We start from the raw sequence: 14,140 nt of genomic DNA on the forward strand, positions 1-14,140 counted from the left end.
GTCCACAAGGGCAAGGTCAAGCCGCGCCAGGTGACCACCCTCGCCCTCAGCTTCGACCACCGCCTCGTCGACGGCGAACTCGGCTCCAAGGTCCTCGCCGACGTCGCCGCGATCCTGGAACAGCCGAAGCGGTTGATCACCTGGGCGTAGACACGGCAGCGGATACGGCGGACACAGCCGGGCGACATACCTCGCCCCCGCGGCGGGCCGGGTCACCGACCCGGGTTCCTTCCGCGAGGGCGAGGAGACACCTACCTGCTGGAGACCGGGCTCACGGGCTCAGCCAGAACCTCAGAACTGCAGGGCCCAGGCGTCGATCCGTCCCGAGTCCCATGTGGCGTTGTCGCTGACCCGCAGCCTCCACGTGCCGTTCGCGGTCTCCGAGGAGGCGTTCACGGTGTACGTGGTGTCGATGTCGTTCGCGCTGCCGCCGGTGCCGTACGACTTCAGCGTGTACGCCGTGCCGTCCGGGGCGACCAGCTGGACCTGGAGGTCCCCGATGTAGCTGTGGACGATGCCCACCTCGACGGCCAGGGAGGACGGCGCGTTGCCCGGCACGCCGGAGACGGTCACCGGGGACTCGACGGTCGCGTTGTCCCGGATGGTGTAGTCGCCGGTGTTCTCGAAGCGGTCGCCCGGCGGGGGCGTGGTGCCGCCGTCGCCGACGTTCAGCAGCCGGTTCGGCGAACCGCTGCCCGGGTTCGAGACGACGCCGCTCGTGGCGGCGGACGTCAGCGCGGACGCGACCTGGGCGGGGGTGGCCGAGGGGTTGTCGGCCAGGTAGAGCGCGGCGGCGCCGGCGACGTGCGGGCTCGCCATGGACGTACCGGAGATGGTGTTGGTGGCCGAGTCGCCGGTGCTCCAGGCCGAGGTGATGGACGAGCCGGGCGCGAACAGGTCCAGTACCGAACCGTAGTTGGAGTAGCTCGCGCGGGCGTCGCTCGACGTGGTGGCGCCGACCGTGATCGCCTCCGTCACCCGGGCCGGGGACTTGGTGGAGGCGTTGGTGGACTCGTTGCCGGCCGCGACGGCGAAGGTGACGCCGGAGGCGATGGCGTTGCGGACGGCCGCGTCCAGGGCGCTGTCGGCGCCGCCGCCCAGCGACATGTTGGCGACGGCCGGCTTGACGGCGTTGCGGGCGACCCAGTCGATACCGGCGACGACCTGCGCGGTGGTGCCGGAACCGGAGTTGTCGAGGACCCGGACGCCGACGACCTTGGCCTGCTTGGCGACGCCGTACGCGCTGCCCGCGACGGTGCCGGCGACATGGGTGCCGTGGCCGTGGCCGTCCTGGGCGGTGTTGTCGTCGTCGATGGCGTCGTAGCCGTAGGAGGCGCGGCCGCCGAAGTCGTTGTGGGTGATGCGGACGCCGGTGTCGATGACGTACGTCGTCACGCCCTGCCCGGCGCTGTCCGGGTACGTGTACGAGTTGTCCAGCGGGCGGCTCTGCTGGTCGATGCGGTCCAGGCCCCAGGAGGGCGGGTTGGGCTGGGTGCCCGTGACGTGGAAGGTGCGGTCCTGGACGACGGAGGCGACGGCCGGGTCGGCGGCGAGTCGTTTCGCCTCGGTCTCGGAGGCCTCGACCGCGTAGCCGTTGAGGGCCTTGGTGTACGTGCGCTCGATGTCGGCGCCGTGGCGCTCGGCGACCGCGCGGCCCTCGGAGGAACCGGCCTTCGCCTCGTCCGCCTTCAGGGTCACGATGTAGCTGCCGGCGACCGCGTTCGCCGCGTCCAGGTACTGGACGTGGCCCTCCGCGGCGGCCGGGGCGGCGCCCGCGGGGAGCGCGGACACGAGGCCCGCGGCGAGGGCCGCGGTGGCCGCGGCGCTGACGGCGGCCAGTCTTCGCCGGGTGGTGCGGTGAGTGTGCTGACGCAGCACTGCCATGTGAGGGGTCCTCCTCAGTCGGTGGTGCGTGGTGGGGTTCGTGCACGCCGAGCAGGCCGCCCTCGGCCACGCCAATGGGTCATGAGCATGTCAATCCAGGGCGACTTTTGTGCGTCAGTCGAAAGATTGAGGCTTCCAGAGGATTTGCACAAGGGCCCTGCACGGATGTGCGGGCCCCTGTGCCGACTGAGCGACCCGCCCGCGGGCCTCGCTCCAGACCCACCGGCCAACCGTCGGTCAGCCGTCGGTCAGCCGCCGGTCGGTCGCCGGTCAGCAGCACCGGGCAGCCCCGGCGTGCCGCCGCTCAGTCGTCGGTGTGCCGCCGCTCAGTCCCCGAAGGCAGTGGCCCGGGTGCGCTTCTCCCACGCCTCGACGTCCTCGCGGACTTGGTCAAGGTGGCCGAGTACCGCGCTGACACCGTCATCGCCGAGCGGCAGGCGCAGCGGGGTGCGCTCGGCCGCCAGTGCGGCGAGAACGAGCGCCGCCGCCTTGGCGGGGTCGCCGGGCTGGTTGCCGTCGCCGCCGGAGACCAGCCCGCGGGTCTCGCTCACCTTCGCGTACACGCCGCTGTCCGCGCTCATCCCGGCGTTGCCCGCCCCGAACAGGCCGGTGCGGAAGGCCCCCGGCTCGACGATGAGCACCTTGATGCCGAACTCCCGCACCTCGTCCGCGAGCCCCTCGGACATGCCCTCCAGCGCGAACTTCGTGCCGCTGTAGGCCGAGAAACCCGCGAAGGACAGCTGCCCGCCCATGCTGCTCATCTGCACGATCGCACCCGAGCGACGTTCCCGCATGTGCGGCAGCACCGCCCGCGTCAGCGCGGCCGGCCCGAAGACGTGCACGTCGAACAGGGCGCGCAGCTCGTCCTCGCCCGTCTCCTCGAAGGCGCCGACGTGCGTACGGCCCGCGTTGTTGACGAGTACGTCGACCCTGCCGTGTCGCGCCACCACGTCCCGCACGGCGGCCTCCGCGGCGGCCGTGTCGGCGACGTCGAGGCGCAGCGCCTCCATCCGGCCGGGGTGGGCGTCCACGAGACCGGCGAGCGCCTCGGGGCGCCGTGCCGCACCGACGACCACGTCGCCGTCGGCCAGGGCCGCCTCGGCGATCGCCCGCCCGAATCCACTGCTCGCACCGGTGATCAGCCACACCTTGTCCATGCCGACTCCCTCACGACTCGTAGCTCCGCAATCGCCAACCACCCTGCCCTACAAGCCGGTTGCCCGTCCTAGATTCTCAGTGGCAGCCAATGGCCATGACGGCGGACGCGACCGTCCGAAGCCCTCGCGGGTCTGCGGGTCCGGCACGCGCGGGTCTGGTCAACGGCGCGGTAAAGCAGATGCGAAGCGTGTCCGACACTGTCAGGCTGCGCGCCATGGACCGCGATCTGATCTCTCGGCTGACACGCGCCGATCACTCCGTCAACAGCCCTCTTGACGACGAGTCGGTGCGCCGGCTGCTCCGTCGAACCGTGGACCGGGGCGGTGAACGCGTACTCGACCTCGGCTGCGGTGAGGCGGCCTGGCTCCTGCGGACTCTGACCACGCACCCGGACGTGACCGCCGAGGGCGTCGACACCTCGGCTCCGGCCCTGGCCCGGGCCAGGAAGGAGGCGACCGGCCTGGGAGTCGGCGAACGGCTCGTACTGCACCACCAGGACGCCGCCGAGTTCGCGTCCCCCCAGCCCTTCGACGCGGTGCTCAGCGTCGGTGCCGCCCATGCCTTCGGCGGTCTCCTGCCCACCCTCGACGCCGCCCGCCGGCACCTCGCCCCCGGCGGCCGCGTCCTGGTCGGCGACGCCTACTGGGAGCGCGAGCCCAGCACCGCGGCCCGCGAGATACTGGGCGAGTACGAGGACCTGGCGACCACCGTGGACCGTGTCGTCGCCCACGGCTGGACCCCTGTCTTCGGGCACCTCAGCACACGTCAGGAACTCGACGACTTCGAGTGGCGCTGGACCGGATCCGTGGCGACGTGGGCGCTGGACCACCCCGAGCACCCCGACAGCGCCGAGGCCCTCGAAGTCGCCACCACCCACCGCTCGCAATGGCTGCACGGCTACCGCGACAGCTTCGGCTTCATCACCCTCGTACTCCGCCGGACCTCCGAGTGACCACCGCGGCAGGTCACCGCCCCTCATACCCGAGGACGGTGACCTGCCGTACGAGCCGCTGTTCCCGAGGGCAGTTTTTCGGCCGTGTGCCAAAGCAGCACGCGGCGCTCGAAGATCGCTGGACAACTGCTCGAACGCGAGTCATCCCGCTCTCCTGCGAGAGGATTGGTTTCTGGTCATGCTGATCATGCGTTCTTGATCTACCTGCTCGGGCATGTCTAGCGTCACCCACATGGGGACCAACGCTTACGACGACCTTCTCGCGGACATCTACGACCAGATGTACCCGGACGCGCTCTCCGGCACGGCCGAGACCGTGGAGTTCGTCTCGACGCTCTGCCCGCCCGGGGGGTCCGTGCTGGAGCTGGGTGTGGGCAACGGACGGCTCGCCGTGCCGCTGGCCGGTCGCGGGGTGGACGTGTACGGCATCGACTCCTCGGCCCGTATGCTCGCCGACCTCGCCGTGCGGGACTCCGCCAGTGCCGTGAAGGCCATCGAGGGTGACTTCCTCACGGCCACCACGGGCCGGCGGCACGATGTCGTCCTGATGGCGCTCAACACGTTCTTCTCGCTGCCCGAGCAGGACAAGCAGATCGACTGCCTGCGCGCGATGCGGGAGCATCTCGCCCCCGGCGGGCGGGTGGTCCTGGAGGCCTTCGAGCCCACCCCGTACCACCGGCAGGAGGGCGAGAAGACCACGACCCGCTTCCTCGGTCCGGGCACGGTGATGCTGGAGAGCAGCCACGTGGTCCAGTCGCAGCAGCTCATCGTCCTGATCTTCGCCCTGCTCGCCGACGGCCCGACCCGCACCGCCCACACCGCGCTGCGCTACGCCTGGCCCGCCGAGATCGACGCCATGGCCCGGTGCGCGGGTCTGCGGCTCGTCGAGCGGTACGCGGGCTGGTCGAAGGAGCCCTACGGTCCCGGCAGCCAGCGCCATGTGTCGGTCTACGAGGCGGCGGACGCGGCGTAATGAGCGCCCTGCTGGAACTGGCGGACGTACGGCACGGGTACAGCGGCCGGGCCGTCCTCAACGGGGTGAGCCTGGCCGTCGGCGCGGGTGAGTGCGTCGTCCTGCTCGGTGAGAACGGCTCGGGGAAGTCCACTCTGCTGCGGCTCGCCGCCGGGCAGGAGCTCCCGGAGTCGGGCAGCGTCACCCTGCGCGGCACGGCCGTCTCCGAGGACGACTGGGCCGTACGGGCCACCGTCGCCGCCGTCCTGGACAGCGGGGTGGGCTATCCGGACCTGAGCGTCCGTGAGCATCTGATGCTCGTCGCCCTGGCCCACGGCCTGCGCGACGGGGCGGAGGACGCGGTGGACGAGGTGCTGGCCGAGCACCATCTGACCGAGCGCGCCGACGCGCTGCCACACCAGCTGTCCTCCGGGCAGAACCAGTTGATGGCGCTGGCGCACGCCTTCGTCCGGCCCGCCGAGCTGCTCCTGCTCGACGAGCCCGAGCAGCGACTCGACTCGGACGCCCGGGCCCGGCTGGCCGGACGGCTGCGGTCCGCGAAGGAGCGGGGGACAGCGGTGCTCCTGGCCACCCACAACCGGGAGCTGGCGGACGCCGTGGCCGACGCCGAGTACACCGTGTCCGGCGAGGGCCTGCTGGTCGCGGGTGTGTCCGGTGGCTGAGCTGATGACGCGTCCGGTGCGCACCGTGGACGAGGCCGACGCCGCCCAGCACACCGGCGCGGTCCTGGCCCGGATCCGGCTGGTCCGGGCGGGGCGGCGTGAGGAGCGGCGCAAGAGCATCGCCTACACGCTGTACTGCACGGCGCTGCTCGTCGGCATCTGGGGCGTCCCCCTGCTGGTCGCCGCAGCGCAGGCCGGCGCGGACGGCCGGCTGCGGGGGCCGGTGGCCGAGCGCGTGCTGTCGGCGCTGCCGACGGCCCTGCCCGCCGTGCTGGCCACCGTGGTGCTGATGCTGGCCGGGCGGGCCATGTGGCAGGGGCCGGTGCTGCTGGAGCGGGCAGCGCTGTCGTGGCTGCTGCCGCAGCCGGTGCTGCGCCGCGCCCTGCTGCTGCCCCGTTTCGTCGTGGCGTCGGTGACGACCACGGCGATCGCGACCGCGGTCGGCGCGGTGGCCGGGTTCCTGCTGCACGCCCTCGGGGCGGGCGCCTGGTGGGCCGCGACCGCCGGGGGAGCGATGACGGGCGCGACGGCCGGCTTCGCCGGGACCGCCCTGGCCACCCTGGTCCAGTTGCACAGCGACACCGGGCTGCGGCGCAGGACCTGGATCCGGCGGACGGCGTGGGCGGTGGTGGCGGTCCTCTGGCTGCTCGCCGCCGTCTCACTGGCGGGCGGCTCATGGGCCGGGGAACGGGTCGTGCCCTGGTCGGGGCCGTGGGGCTGGGCCGCGCTGCCGCTGGTGGCGGTGGCGGGCGGGGCCCCCGCGGCAGCCGGGTGGGCCGGGGTCGCCGTGTCGGCCCTGCTGCTGGGTGCAGCGGGCCGGGCGGGAGCCGACGCGGCAGCACGCATCCCGGCCCGGGTGCTGCGCACCCAGGCGGGCACCGCGCTGCGGGTGCAGGCGTCCCTGTACTCCCTGGACCTGCGGCAGGCACGAGCGGCCGTACGAGCCACTCGCTCGCGCACCGTGCGCTCCGCCGTGCGTCTGCCGTTCCCGCGACGGGGGTGGCTGCTCGTCCCGTGGCGGGATGCGACCGCGCTGCTGCGCGCACCGGGGCGGCCGGTGTGGGCAGCGATCTGGGCCGCTGCGGCCGTGGCGCTGCTGTGCCTGGACGACACACCGGCCGCGGTGCCGCTGATGGCGCTGCCGGCCGGGTATCTGGCCGCGGCGCAACTGGCGGAACCGGCCCGTCTGGAGACGGACGACGTCCGGCGCTCGGCGCATCTGCCCTGGCCCGCCCGGGTGCTGGCGCTGTGGCACGGGGTGGTGCCCGCGGCGGGGCTGCTGGTGCTGTTCGCCCTGGGCGCGGCGGCGGCCGCCGGGGCCGGCCTGTGGTCGGACCGGCTGCTGGTGCTGCCCGCGCTGGTGCCCGCGCTGGTCGGTGCCGCGCTGGTGAGCGCCTACCGGGGCGTCGTACCGGTGCATCTGATGATCGGTTCGATGACGCCGCTGGGCGACACGGGGCCACTGGCGGCGCTGCTGTGGCAGGCGCGGGGACCGCTGGTGGCGCTGGGCTGCCTGGCGATCGTGGACGGTCCGGTGCGCGGAGCGGAGCCGGGTGCCGCGGGGCTGCTGTGGCCCCTGGTCGTCGGGGCGGGGATGGCCTGGTGGGTGGGGGTGACGGCGCGCAGGACCATGCGGGGCCGGTGAGCCCACCGGGCACGTCGCTCTGCGACCGCCTCGCTTTACGGCCTTCCTGATCCACGGCCTTCTTGCTCCACGGCCTTCTTGCTCAACGAGTTCGTCCGACCGAATGACTTCGAGGGGGGAACGCCGTTATGACGGTGAACAGCGTGGCGTGGGCTTCGGCGCCGGCCACCGGGCTCGGCTCGTCGGCGACCGTGCACGTGCTGCTGGACCGGCTCGGACTGGGCGGTCTGGCAGGCTCGGACACGACGGCGCCGCTGGGCAGCAACCAGAGCGTGACGGGGACGACGGACACCGGTGTGGACGTCTTCGTCAAGCAGGTGGACGCGCTGAAGCCGGACGCGCGGCAACGGTTCGCCCGTATGCGCGACTTCGAGGAGTTCACAGCCGCCCACCCGGTTCCGGAGCTGCGTACACCGCGGCTGCTGGGCTTCGACGAACCCGAGCTGCTGATCGCCTTCGCCTGGCTGCGCGGCTCCCGGACGGGCAACGCACTGGCCGAGGACGACGCGTTCCCGGAGGAGATGGCGTACCGGACGGGCCGTGCGATCGGCGCGCTGCACGCGGTGGGCGGGCAGGCGGTGGCCCGGGCGCCGCGCCCGCTGGACACCTCACCGCCGATGCTGCCGCCGCTGGCGTTCCTGGAGGCCATCCCGCTGTCCACGTACGTGCTGTCGAGCGGGGCCATGCTCGACGCCTGGCGGCTCCTGCAGAACGACGGCGAGCTGCGGTCCGCGCTGACGGGGCTGCGCGCGCGGGAGCGTGCCGCGGCGCAGGCGCCCGCGCACTGCGACCTGCGGCTCGACCAGCTGCTCTGGCACGAGGGAGACCTGTACGTGTGCGACTGGGAGGAGTTCCGGCTCGCCGACCCGGCCCGGGACGTGGGCAGTTTCGCCGGGGAGTGGCTGTACCGGGCGGTGCTCGGCATCCCCGAGGGCTCGGCGGAGCGTGCGCAGCTCTCGCACCAGGACATCGTCGAGCGGGGTGTGAGCGAACTGACGCGGCTGCGGAGCCGTAACACCGCCTTCTGGGCCGGATACCGGGAGGCGGCCGGCCTGTCCGGCGGCGACGCGGCCGAGGTGGCGGCCCGCGCCACCGGCTTCGCCGGCTGGCATCTGATCGACCGGATGATCGCCTCCGCCGAGCAGCAGCCCAGCCTGGACACGATGAGCCGGGCCGCCTCGGGTATCGGCCGGACGGCGCTGCTCCAGCCGGAGAAGTTCGCCAGGACCATAGGTCTGGAGGGTTGAGATGACCGTCGCGGAGAACACCCGGCAGGGCGCGCTCGATCCCGCCGTCTCGCACGTGCTGGCCGCGGTCTCCCTGTCGCCGGACGGTACGGGTGTGCGTCTGGGCGACCGCGATGTGACGGCGGACCGTCCGCGCCGCCTGTGCCAGCGTCTGGGCACCGCGCTGTACGAGGTCTTCCACGCCGGGCACGCCTTCGGCGACAAGCCCGGGATCCTGCGCCGCGACCCGGCGCTGGAGGTGCCCCTGGCCCAAGCCGTGCCGCATGCGACCACACCGGTGGCCGCACGCCTGCTCGACGGCCCCGCCGAACGGGGCCCAGGTCCCGGCAGCCCAGGTCTCGGCGGCCCAGGTCCCGGCGGCCCGGTGGCCACGGTCGGAGGCGTACGGGTGCGGCTGCCGGACGCGGCACCGCCGGAGCTTGTGGGCGGCGTGTCCGGGGACGGGTACCACGTCCTGCGGTTACCGACCGCGCGGCCCCGGCTGTCCCCGGGCTTCTTCCTGGTGGACGGCTCCCGGGGCAGCTGCGGTCCCGGTCCGCTGGTGCGGCTGTACATCCATCTGACCGACCCCGGCGCGGCCGTGCGGGTCTGGAGCGCGGTGCTCGGCGTGCTGGAGGGGCTCGAGGTCCCCTACCGGTCCAAGATCACCTCCAGCCGGACGCTGCTGCCCCGCCTCGACGGGATGGTGGTCTATCTGGGCGCGGCGGCCTGGCACGCCGTACCCGCCGTCGCAGGGGCCGTGTCCGCGGCGGACGTCGGCCCGGAGACCTCGGCCTTCGCCCGCGCCCTCGCGCCCGGTCTGTCCCTGGCGTGGGAGCCGGACGACGCCCGGCCGGGCCGGTCGGGCGGCAGCTTCGGCCAGCACCGCAGCCTCGCGATCGCCGAGGGAGTCGTGGACGCGATGGCGGACGGCGACCTCTCACGTGCGCACACGTATGTGCTCACTCGGCTGGCCGAATCAGGAATCGACCCCTCCGCATTGCATCGGAATATTGATTCCCCAGATCTTCCTTTTCCCCATTGAACGCCTCCATGGAATATGTAAGCATTACATCGCGTGCGGGGCAGAAAGCTGACCTCCGTGCGATATTCATCCATATTTCCTCAGAGAAAGGTGAATTCCATGGACGCCGTTGAGCTCTTCGAGGGTTACTCCGCCTACGCCAGCACCGAGGAGGTCGCCGCCGCCGACGCTTCGGAGGCGCCGGCCATCACGAGCACCGTCACCTCCTCGCAGGGCTGCGCGATCACCGTCAGCGCCATCTTCGGCTGCTGATCCAGGCGACCGACCAGCGCCTCCGGGCCGGGGACAGTCGGATCCCGGCCCGGAGTGCCCGCGCGGAAGGCAGTAGATGACCGACCTGTCTCCCTCCCGGTCCGTGCTGCCCAACGGCCTTCGCACCGTCCACGGCCGGTACGGCCCGAAAGGCCTCGCGAGCGTCAGCGTGCACTACGGAGTGGGCTTCCGCTCCGAGCCGGAAGGCCGCAGCGGATTCGCGCACCTCTTCGAGCACCTCATGTTCCAGGGCAGCGCCAGCATCGCCCCTTCCCAACATTTCTCGGTTGTTCAGGGATCCGGCGGGACGGCCAATGCGTCAACCCGGCAGGATTACACCGAGTATTACCAGAGCGCACCAGAATCAGCATTGGAAAGAATGCTGTTCCTGGAATCGGACCGCATGGCCGCGCCGAAATTCACGGAGCGGAATCTGAGCACCCAGCTCGCGGTCGTCAAGGAAGAGGTCCGGCGCAATGTCCTGGACCGGCCCTTCGGCGGCTTCCCGTGGACCGAGCTGCCCGGGGCGATGTACCGGAAGTTCTCCAACGCGCACAACGGATACGGCGTCTTCGAGGACCTGGAGCGGGCGACGGTCGAGGACTGCGCCGCCTTCTTCGACGCGTACTACACCCCCTCCAACGCCGTACTCACCGTCGTCGCGGACCTCCCCGAGGAGCACGTCACCCGCTTGGTGACGCGGCACTTCGGCGCCCTGCCCGCGCGGCCCGCCGCGGTGGCGCCCGCACTGCCCGAGCCGCCGCCCGGCTCCACCCGCCTGCGCCGCGTCACGGACGCCCGGACCACGGCTCACGCCACCGCCCTCGGCTTCCGGCTGCCGTCCTTCCGTACCGACCCCCTCGGCTACGCCGCCCATGTGGTGCTCGCCGGAATGCTCACCGGCGACTCCCCCGGCGGCCTCGCCGCAGCCGCCGGAGCCCACCGGCTGCCCGTGACCTCGGTGAAGGCGCAGTGCGGCTTCTTCGCCCCCTTCGACGCGCTCGACCCGGACTCCCTCGTCGTGACGCTCCACCACGACGGCCAGGACCCCCGGCATCTGGCCGCCTTCGTCCAGCGGGAGCTGACCTCCCTGGCGGCGGACGGCCCGCGCCCCGACCGGCTCGCCCGGGCCGTCCGCCTGCTGCGCCTGGGCTGGGCCCGCCGTCACGCCGAACCTCTCCGGCAGGCCCGCGCCCTGGGCGCGTTCACCCTGCTGCACGACCGGCCCGACCTCGTCGCCGAGGTCCCGGCCCTGCTGGCACAGGTGGACCCCGCAGAGGCCGCCGCCGCGGCCGGCCGGCTGGTCTGCCAGGACCCCGCCGCCCTCACCGTCGGCCCTCCACCCCAAGGCGACCCCGCATGAGCAGCCTCCGCACACCGCTGCCCGGCCACGCCCGCTACCGCGGCGCCGCCGAGCTGGCGTCCGCCGCCGCACCGCGGCCGCTGCCCCCGCTCGGCTCCGACGACCGGATCAGCCTGCCCGCCGCCGCCTGGCGTGCGCTGGACTGCGGCCTGCGTGCCGTCGCCGTCCAGGACCCCCACGCGGCGACCGCGGAAGTCCAGCTGCAGCAGCCGTACACCCCGGGCACACCACGGGAGTCGGCGCTCGCGGAACTGCTGGCCGACGCGGTGCTGCGCGGCACCGACCACGAACTGCGCTCCGCCCGGACGGCGGAGTGGTTCATCACCACCGCCCACGTCGACCCGGCCGGCCTCGCGGACCTCCTGCGGGAGTTCACCCTCCCCTTCACTCCGCGGGCCGTCCCCGCCGATCGGGTGGCACTGGCCCGCACCCGGCTGGCGCGGCGCGCCCCCATGCAGGCGTCCAACCCCGCCACCGCCGCCCGTGAGGCGCTGTGGACCAGCCGGTTCGGGCCCCTCGGCTGCTTCGCCGGACTGCCCGGGCCGGACGACATCACCGCCCTCACCGCCGCCGACGTCGAAACGGCGAGGCGGTACATGCTGCGCCTGTCCGGCGCCCATCTCGTCGTGGTCGCGGACCTGCCCCCGGAGCACGCACTGGACCTGGCCGAAGCCGCGTTCGCCGGCATCGACGCCCGGCCCCCCGCAGCGCCTTCCCCCGCCGCCGGGCCGCTGCCCGCCCCGCGCGACCACCAGGTCGTCGTCCACCGCCCCCGCGCGCTCCAGTCGCACTTCCTGATGTCCTTCCCCAGCGTGCCCTGGGAGGACGACCGCTACCCGGCCCTGGCCCTGGCCAACGCCGTCTTCGCCGGATACTTCTCCTCCCGCCTGATGGGACGGATCCGTGAGCGCCTCGGCCTGTCGTGCCATGTGGTGTCGTACTTCGACCAGATGCTCGGCACGCACAGCGTCCTCCTCGAAGGCGCCTGCGCGACCGCCGCCACCGACACGGTGCTGTCCGAGCTGCGCGCCGAGTGGACCGGGATGGCGAACCGCCCACCGGAGCCGTCCGAGGTCGAGGACGCGCGCCGCTACTCGCTCGGCATGATCGCCGCCCTGCGCGCCTCGCCCGCCGCCCTCACCCAGTTCTTCTCGACGCTGTGCTGCTGGGGCATCCCCCTCGACTGGGCGGAGGACTACGCCCGGCGGCTGCGCACCGTCACCCCGGCCGAGGTGACGGCCGCCGCGCGCGCCTTCCTCGGCCCCGGCCCCACGTCCCGCGTCGTGGTCGGCGACGCCACCGTCCTCACCTCCGGAGAGACCCCACAGTGACCAGCTCCCCGTCATCCGGCACGCCCCAGGCCGCGAACCCCTTCGCCGCCCCCGCCCCGGCCCTGACCTTCGAACGCCTGCTCCTGGTGGGCACCGGCGCACTGCACGCCTGGCAACTGCCCACCTGGGTCAGCTGGCTGCGCATGACGTACCCCCGGCTCGACCTGCGCACCGTCGTCACCCGCAGCGCCGAGCGCTTCGTCGCGCGCCAGGCGCTCACCGCACTCGGCGGCCGCGAGACCCTCGTCGACGAGTGGCCGCCGGACACGGACACCGGGGCCGGGGCGCTCCACGTCGAGCTCGCGCAGTGGGCCGACGCCGTCCTGGTCTACCCCGCCACCGTGAACTTCATCAGCCGGTACGCCACCGGCATGGCCGACACCCCCGTCCTCCTCGCCCTGCAGTGCCTTCAAGCCCCGGTCGCGGTCGCCCCCTGCCTCCCCCCGGGCGCCGACCGGAGCGAGACGGTCCGCACGCACCTCGCCACCCTTTCCGCACAGAAGAACGTCGTGGTCGTCCCCCCGGTCCCCGGCCGCAGCATCACCACGGGCCGCGACGACGCCCGCGTGCCGCCCCCCATGCCGGCGGTCGTCGAACAGCTCCAGGCCAGGCACACGGCGCTGCGGACGGAAGCGGCATCGGCATGAACCACTCCGCGCTCGGTCCCCCCGTCCGCGACATGCGCACGGGCCGCCTCCACACCCGCGTCTACCGGTCCGGCGACAGCCACCTCTGGCGCCGCGAGGTCCTCCAGGACGGCATCCCCGCCCGCGCACTCCCCGCGCTCCCGGCCGGCACCGGACTGGCGGCCGCCGAGCTCGCGGAAGACGGCGCGTACGAGTACCGGGTCGCCGGCGGCTCGTCCCTCGGCCACCTGATCTGGCCCCCGACAGCCGACCCCGCGGACCCCGCCCACCGCGACACCCTCACCCCGGCCATGGCGAGTACGGGCCGTGCCCTGCGCTCCCTCCACGCCCAGGGCCCCGTCCTCATCGACCCGGCCCCCGTCCCCCCACCCGTCACCCGCCTGGCACGCTGGCTGCACTCGGCCGACGACCACGCCCACCACCGCCTGACCGCCGTCCTCGGTCCGGCCCGCCTGCGCGAACTCTCGGACTGGTGCGACGTCCTCGCCACCCCCACCCCGGCCCGCCCGTGGACACTCCTGCACGGCGAGCCCTCGGTCGGCCTGATCATCCCGTCCCCCGCACCGGCCCACGCCGTCCTCCTCACCGGCGAGACCCTCTCCCACGGCCCGGCGGCCTTCGACACCGGCTGGCTCATAGGAGAGCTGGCCGAAATGGCCCGCCTCTGCGGCCCCACCCATGCCCCGCCCTTCGCCGCCCTGGCCACCGCACTCCTCACCGGCTACGGCCCCCTCGCCCCCGACGACCTCACCCCCCTCGCCCTCGCAGCGGGCCTGCGCAGCGTCGTCCACGTCGCGGACTACGCGGCGTACGTCGGCTGGACCGACGGCCTGGAACACTGCATCGCCCTGCTCCCCGACCTGGTGGACACGTCGGGCCGAGCCGCTCTGGACGCCGTCGCCGCGCCGCTGTCAACCGCCGCTCCCGAGGCGTGACCGGTGCATCGAGGAGGCTCAGGACCGCCGACGCCGCCCACCAGCGCCTGTGAGCGACCGAGGCCCT

14 protein-coding genes are annotated in these 14,140 nt (G+C 73.4%); 12 read left to right on the forward strand and 2 right to left on the reverse strand.

The window, feature by feature from the left end; all coding sequences use genetic code 11:
• Positions 1–150, forward strand: a 150-nt coding sequence (locus ACP4J0_RS02355; protein WP_389455262.1) for a 2-oxo acid dehydrogenase subunit E2, incomplete at its 5' end; no start/stop codon positions are given.
• A gap of 141 nt (positions 151–291) precedes the next feature.
• On the opposite strand, the gene ACP4J0_RS02360 is transcribed toward ACP4J0_RS02355, so the two are convergent.
• Together ACP4J0_RS02360 and ACP4J0_RS02365 are read right to left on the reverse strand one after the other, a co-directional pair.
• Entirely contained in the window at positions 292–1,884 is a 1,593-nt protein-coding gene (locus ACP4J0_RS02360; protein WP_426596920.1) for a S8 family peptidase, read from the reverse strand.
• A gap of 326 nt (positions 1,885–2,210) precedes the next feature.
• Entirely contained in the window at positions 2,211–3,041 is an 831-nt protein-coding gene (locus tag ACP4J0_RS02365; RefSeq protein ID WP_426596921.1) for an oxidoreductase, read from the reverse strand.
• 215 nt (positions 3,042–3,256) lie between these two features.
• Here ACP4J0_RS02365 and ACP4J0_RS02370 point away from each other — a divergent pair, with 215 nt between their 5' ends.
• The 11 genes from ACP4J0_RS02370 to ACP4J0_RS02420 all read left to right on the forward strand — a co-directional run bounded on the left by ACP4J0_RS02370 (position 3,257) and on the right by ACP4J0_RS02420 (position 14,073).
• Complete coding sequence (locus ACP4J0_RS02370) at positions 3,257–3,994, forward strand: SAM-dependent methyltransferase (RefSeq protein ID WP_426597267.1); 738 nt, start codon at positions 3,257–3,259, stop codon at positions 3,992–3,994.
• Between the two features lie 232 nt (positions 3,995–4,226).
• Complete coding sequence (locus tag ACP4J0_RS02375) at positions 4,227–4,967, forward strand: class I SAM-dependent methyltransferase (RefSeq protein WP_426596922.1); 741 nt, start codon at positions 4,227–4,229, stop codon at positions 4,965–4,967.
• On the forward strand, positions 4,967–5,629 hold the full coding sequence (locus ACP4J0_RS02380; protein ID WP_426596923.1) for an ABC transporter ATP-binding protein: 663 nt from the start codon (positions 4,967–4,969) through the stop codon (positions 5,627–5,629). Before ACP4J0_RS02375 ends, ACP4J0_RS02380 begins: the two co-directional genes overlap by 1 nt.
• Positions 5,622–7,274, forward strand: a complete 1,653-nt coding sequence (locus ACP4J0_RS02385) for a DUF6297 family protein (protein WP_426596924.1) — start codon at positions 5,622–5,624, stop codon at positions 7,272–7,274. Before ACP4J0_RS02380 ends, ACP4J0_RS02385 begins: the two co-directional genes overlap by 8 nt.
• 128 nt (positions 7,275–7,402) lie before the next feature.
• Entirely contained in the window at positions 7,403–8,521 is a 1,119-nt protein-coding gene (lxmK, locus tag ACP4J0_RS02390) for a class V lanthionine synthetase subunit LxmK (protein ID WP_426596925.1), read from the forward strand.
• Position 8,522: 1 nt separating this feature from the next.
• Positions 8,523–9,545 (forward strand): T3SS effector HopA1 family protein, encoded by a 1,023-nt coding sequence (locus ACP4J0_RS02395; RefSeq protein WP_426596926.1) that lies wholly within the window; start codon positions 8,523–8,525, stop codon positions 9,543–9,545.
• Positions 9,546–9,644: 99 nt separating this feature from the next.
• On the forward strand, positions 9,645–9,797 hold the full coding sequence (locus ACP4J0_RS02400) for an LxmA leader domain family RiPP (RefSeq protein ID WP_184823924.1): 153 nt from the start codon (positions 9,645–9,647) through the stop codon (positions 9,795–9,797).
• Between the two features lie 76 nt (positions 9,798–9,873).
• Complete coding sequence (locus tag ACP4J0_RS02405; protein ID WP_426596927.1) at positions 9,874–11,160, forward strand: M16 family metallopeptidase; 1,287 nt, start codon at positions 9,874–9,876, stop codon at positions 11,158–11,160.
• On the forward strand, positions 11,157–12,491 hold the full coding sequence (locus ACP4J0_RS02410) for a M16 family metallopeptidase (RefSeq protein ID WP_426596928.1): 1,335 nt from the start codon (positions 11,157–11,159) through the stop codon (positions 12,489–12,491). Before ACP4J0_RS02405 ends, ACP4J0_RS02410 begins: the two co-directional genes overlap by 4 nt.
• On the forward strand, positions 12,488–13,138 hold the full coding sequence (locus tag ACP4J0_RS02415) for a flavoprotein (protein WP_426596929.1): 651 nt from the start codon (positions 12,488–12,490) through the stop codon (positions 13,136–13,138). The genes ACP4J0_RS02410 and ACP4J0_RS02415 overlap by 4 nt, the downstream gene beginning before the upstream one ends.
• Positions 13,135–14,073 carry a hypothetical protein gene (locus ACP4J0_RS02420; RefSeq protein WP_426596930.1) on the forward strand — a complete coding sequence of 313 codons (939 nt, stop codon included), beginning with the start codon at positions 13,135–13,137 and terminating at the stop codon, positions 14,071–14,073. Before ACP4J0_RS02415 ends, ACP4J0_RS02420 begins: the two co-directional genes overlap by 4 nt.
• Positions 14,074–14,140 lie beyond the last annotated feature (67 nt).

This window comes from Streptomyces sp. WG7, from assembly GCF_049975785.1.
Classification (GTDB): Bacteria; Actinomycetota; Actinomycetes; order Streptomycetales; family Streptomycetaceae; genus Streptomyces.

Excerpts from the sequence above, each read along its gene's own strand:
- ACP4J0_RS02405 (WP_426596927.1), top strand. The coding sequence starts at position 9,874 with ATGACCGACCTGTCTCCCTCCCGGTCCGTGCTGCCCAACGGCCTTCGC.
- ACP4J0_RS02365 (WP_426596921.1), bottom strand. The coding sequence starts at position 3,041 with ATGGACAAGGTGTGGCTGATCACCGGTGCGAGCAGTGGATTCGGGCGG.
- lxmK (WP_426596925.1), top strand. The coding sequence starts at position 7,403 with ATGACGGTGAACAGCGTGGCGTGGGCTTCGGCGCCGGCCACCGGGCTC.
- ACP4J0_RS02395 (WP_426596926.1), top strand. The coding sequence starts at position 8,523 with ATGACCGTCGCGGAGAACACCCGGCAGGGCGCGCTCGATCCCGCCGTC.
- ACP4J0_RS02375 (WP_426596922.1), top strand. The coding sequence starts at position 4,227 with ATGGGGACCAACGCTTACGACGACCTTCTCGCGGACATCTACGACCAG.
- ACP4J0_RS02370 (WP_426597267.1), top strand. The coding sequence starts at position 3,257 with ATGGACCGCGATCTGATCTCTCGGCTGACACGCGCCGATCACTCCGTC.
- ACP4J0_RS02400 (WP_184823924.1), top strand. The coding sequence starts at position 9,645 with ATGGACGCCGTTGAGCTCTTCGAGGGTTACTCCGCCTACGCCAGCACC.
- ACP4J0_RS02410 (WP_426596928.1), top strand. The coding sequence starts at position 11,157 with ATGAGCAGCCTCCGCACACCGCTGCCCGGCCACGCCCGCTACCGCGGC.
- ACP4J0_RS02360 (WP_426596920.1), bottom strand. The coding sequence starts at position 1,884 with ATGGCAGTGCTGCGTCAGCACACTCACCGCACCACCCGGCGAAGACTG.
- ACP4J0_RS02380 (WP_426596923.1), top strand. The coding sequence starts at position 4,967 with ATGAGCGCCCTGCTGGAACTGGCGGACGTACGGCACGGGTACAGCGGC.
- ACP4J0_RS02420 (WP_426596930.1), top strand. The coding sequence starts at position 13,135 with ATGAACCACTCCGCGCTCGGTCCCCCCGTCCGCGACATGCGCACGGGC.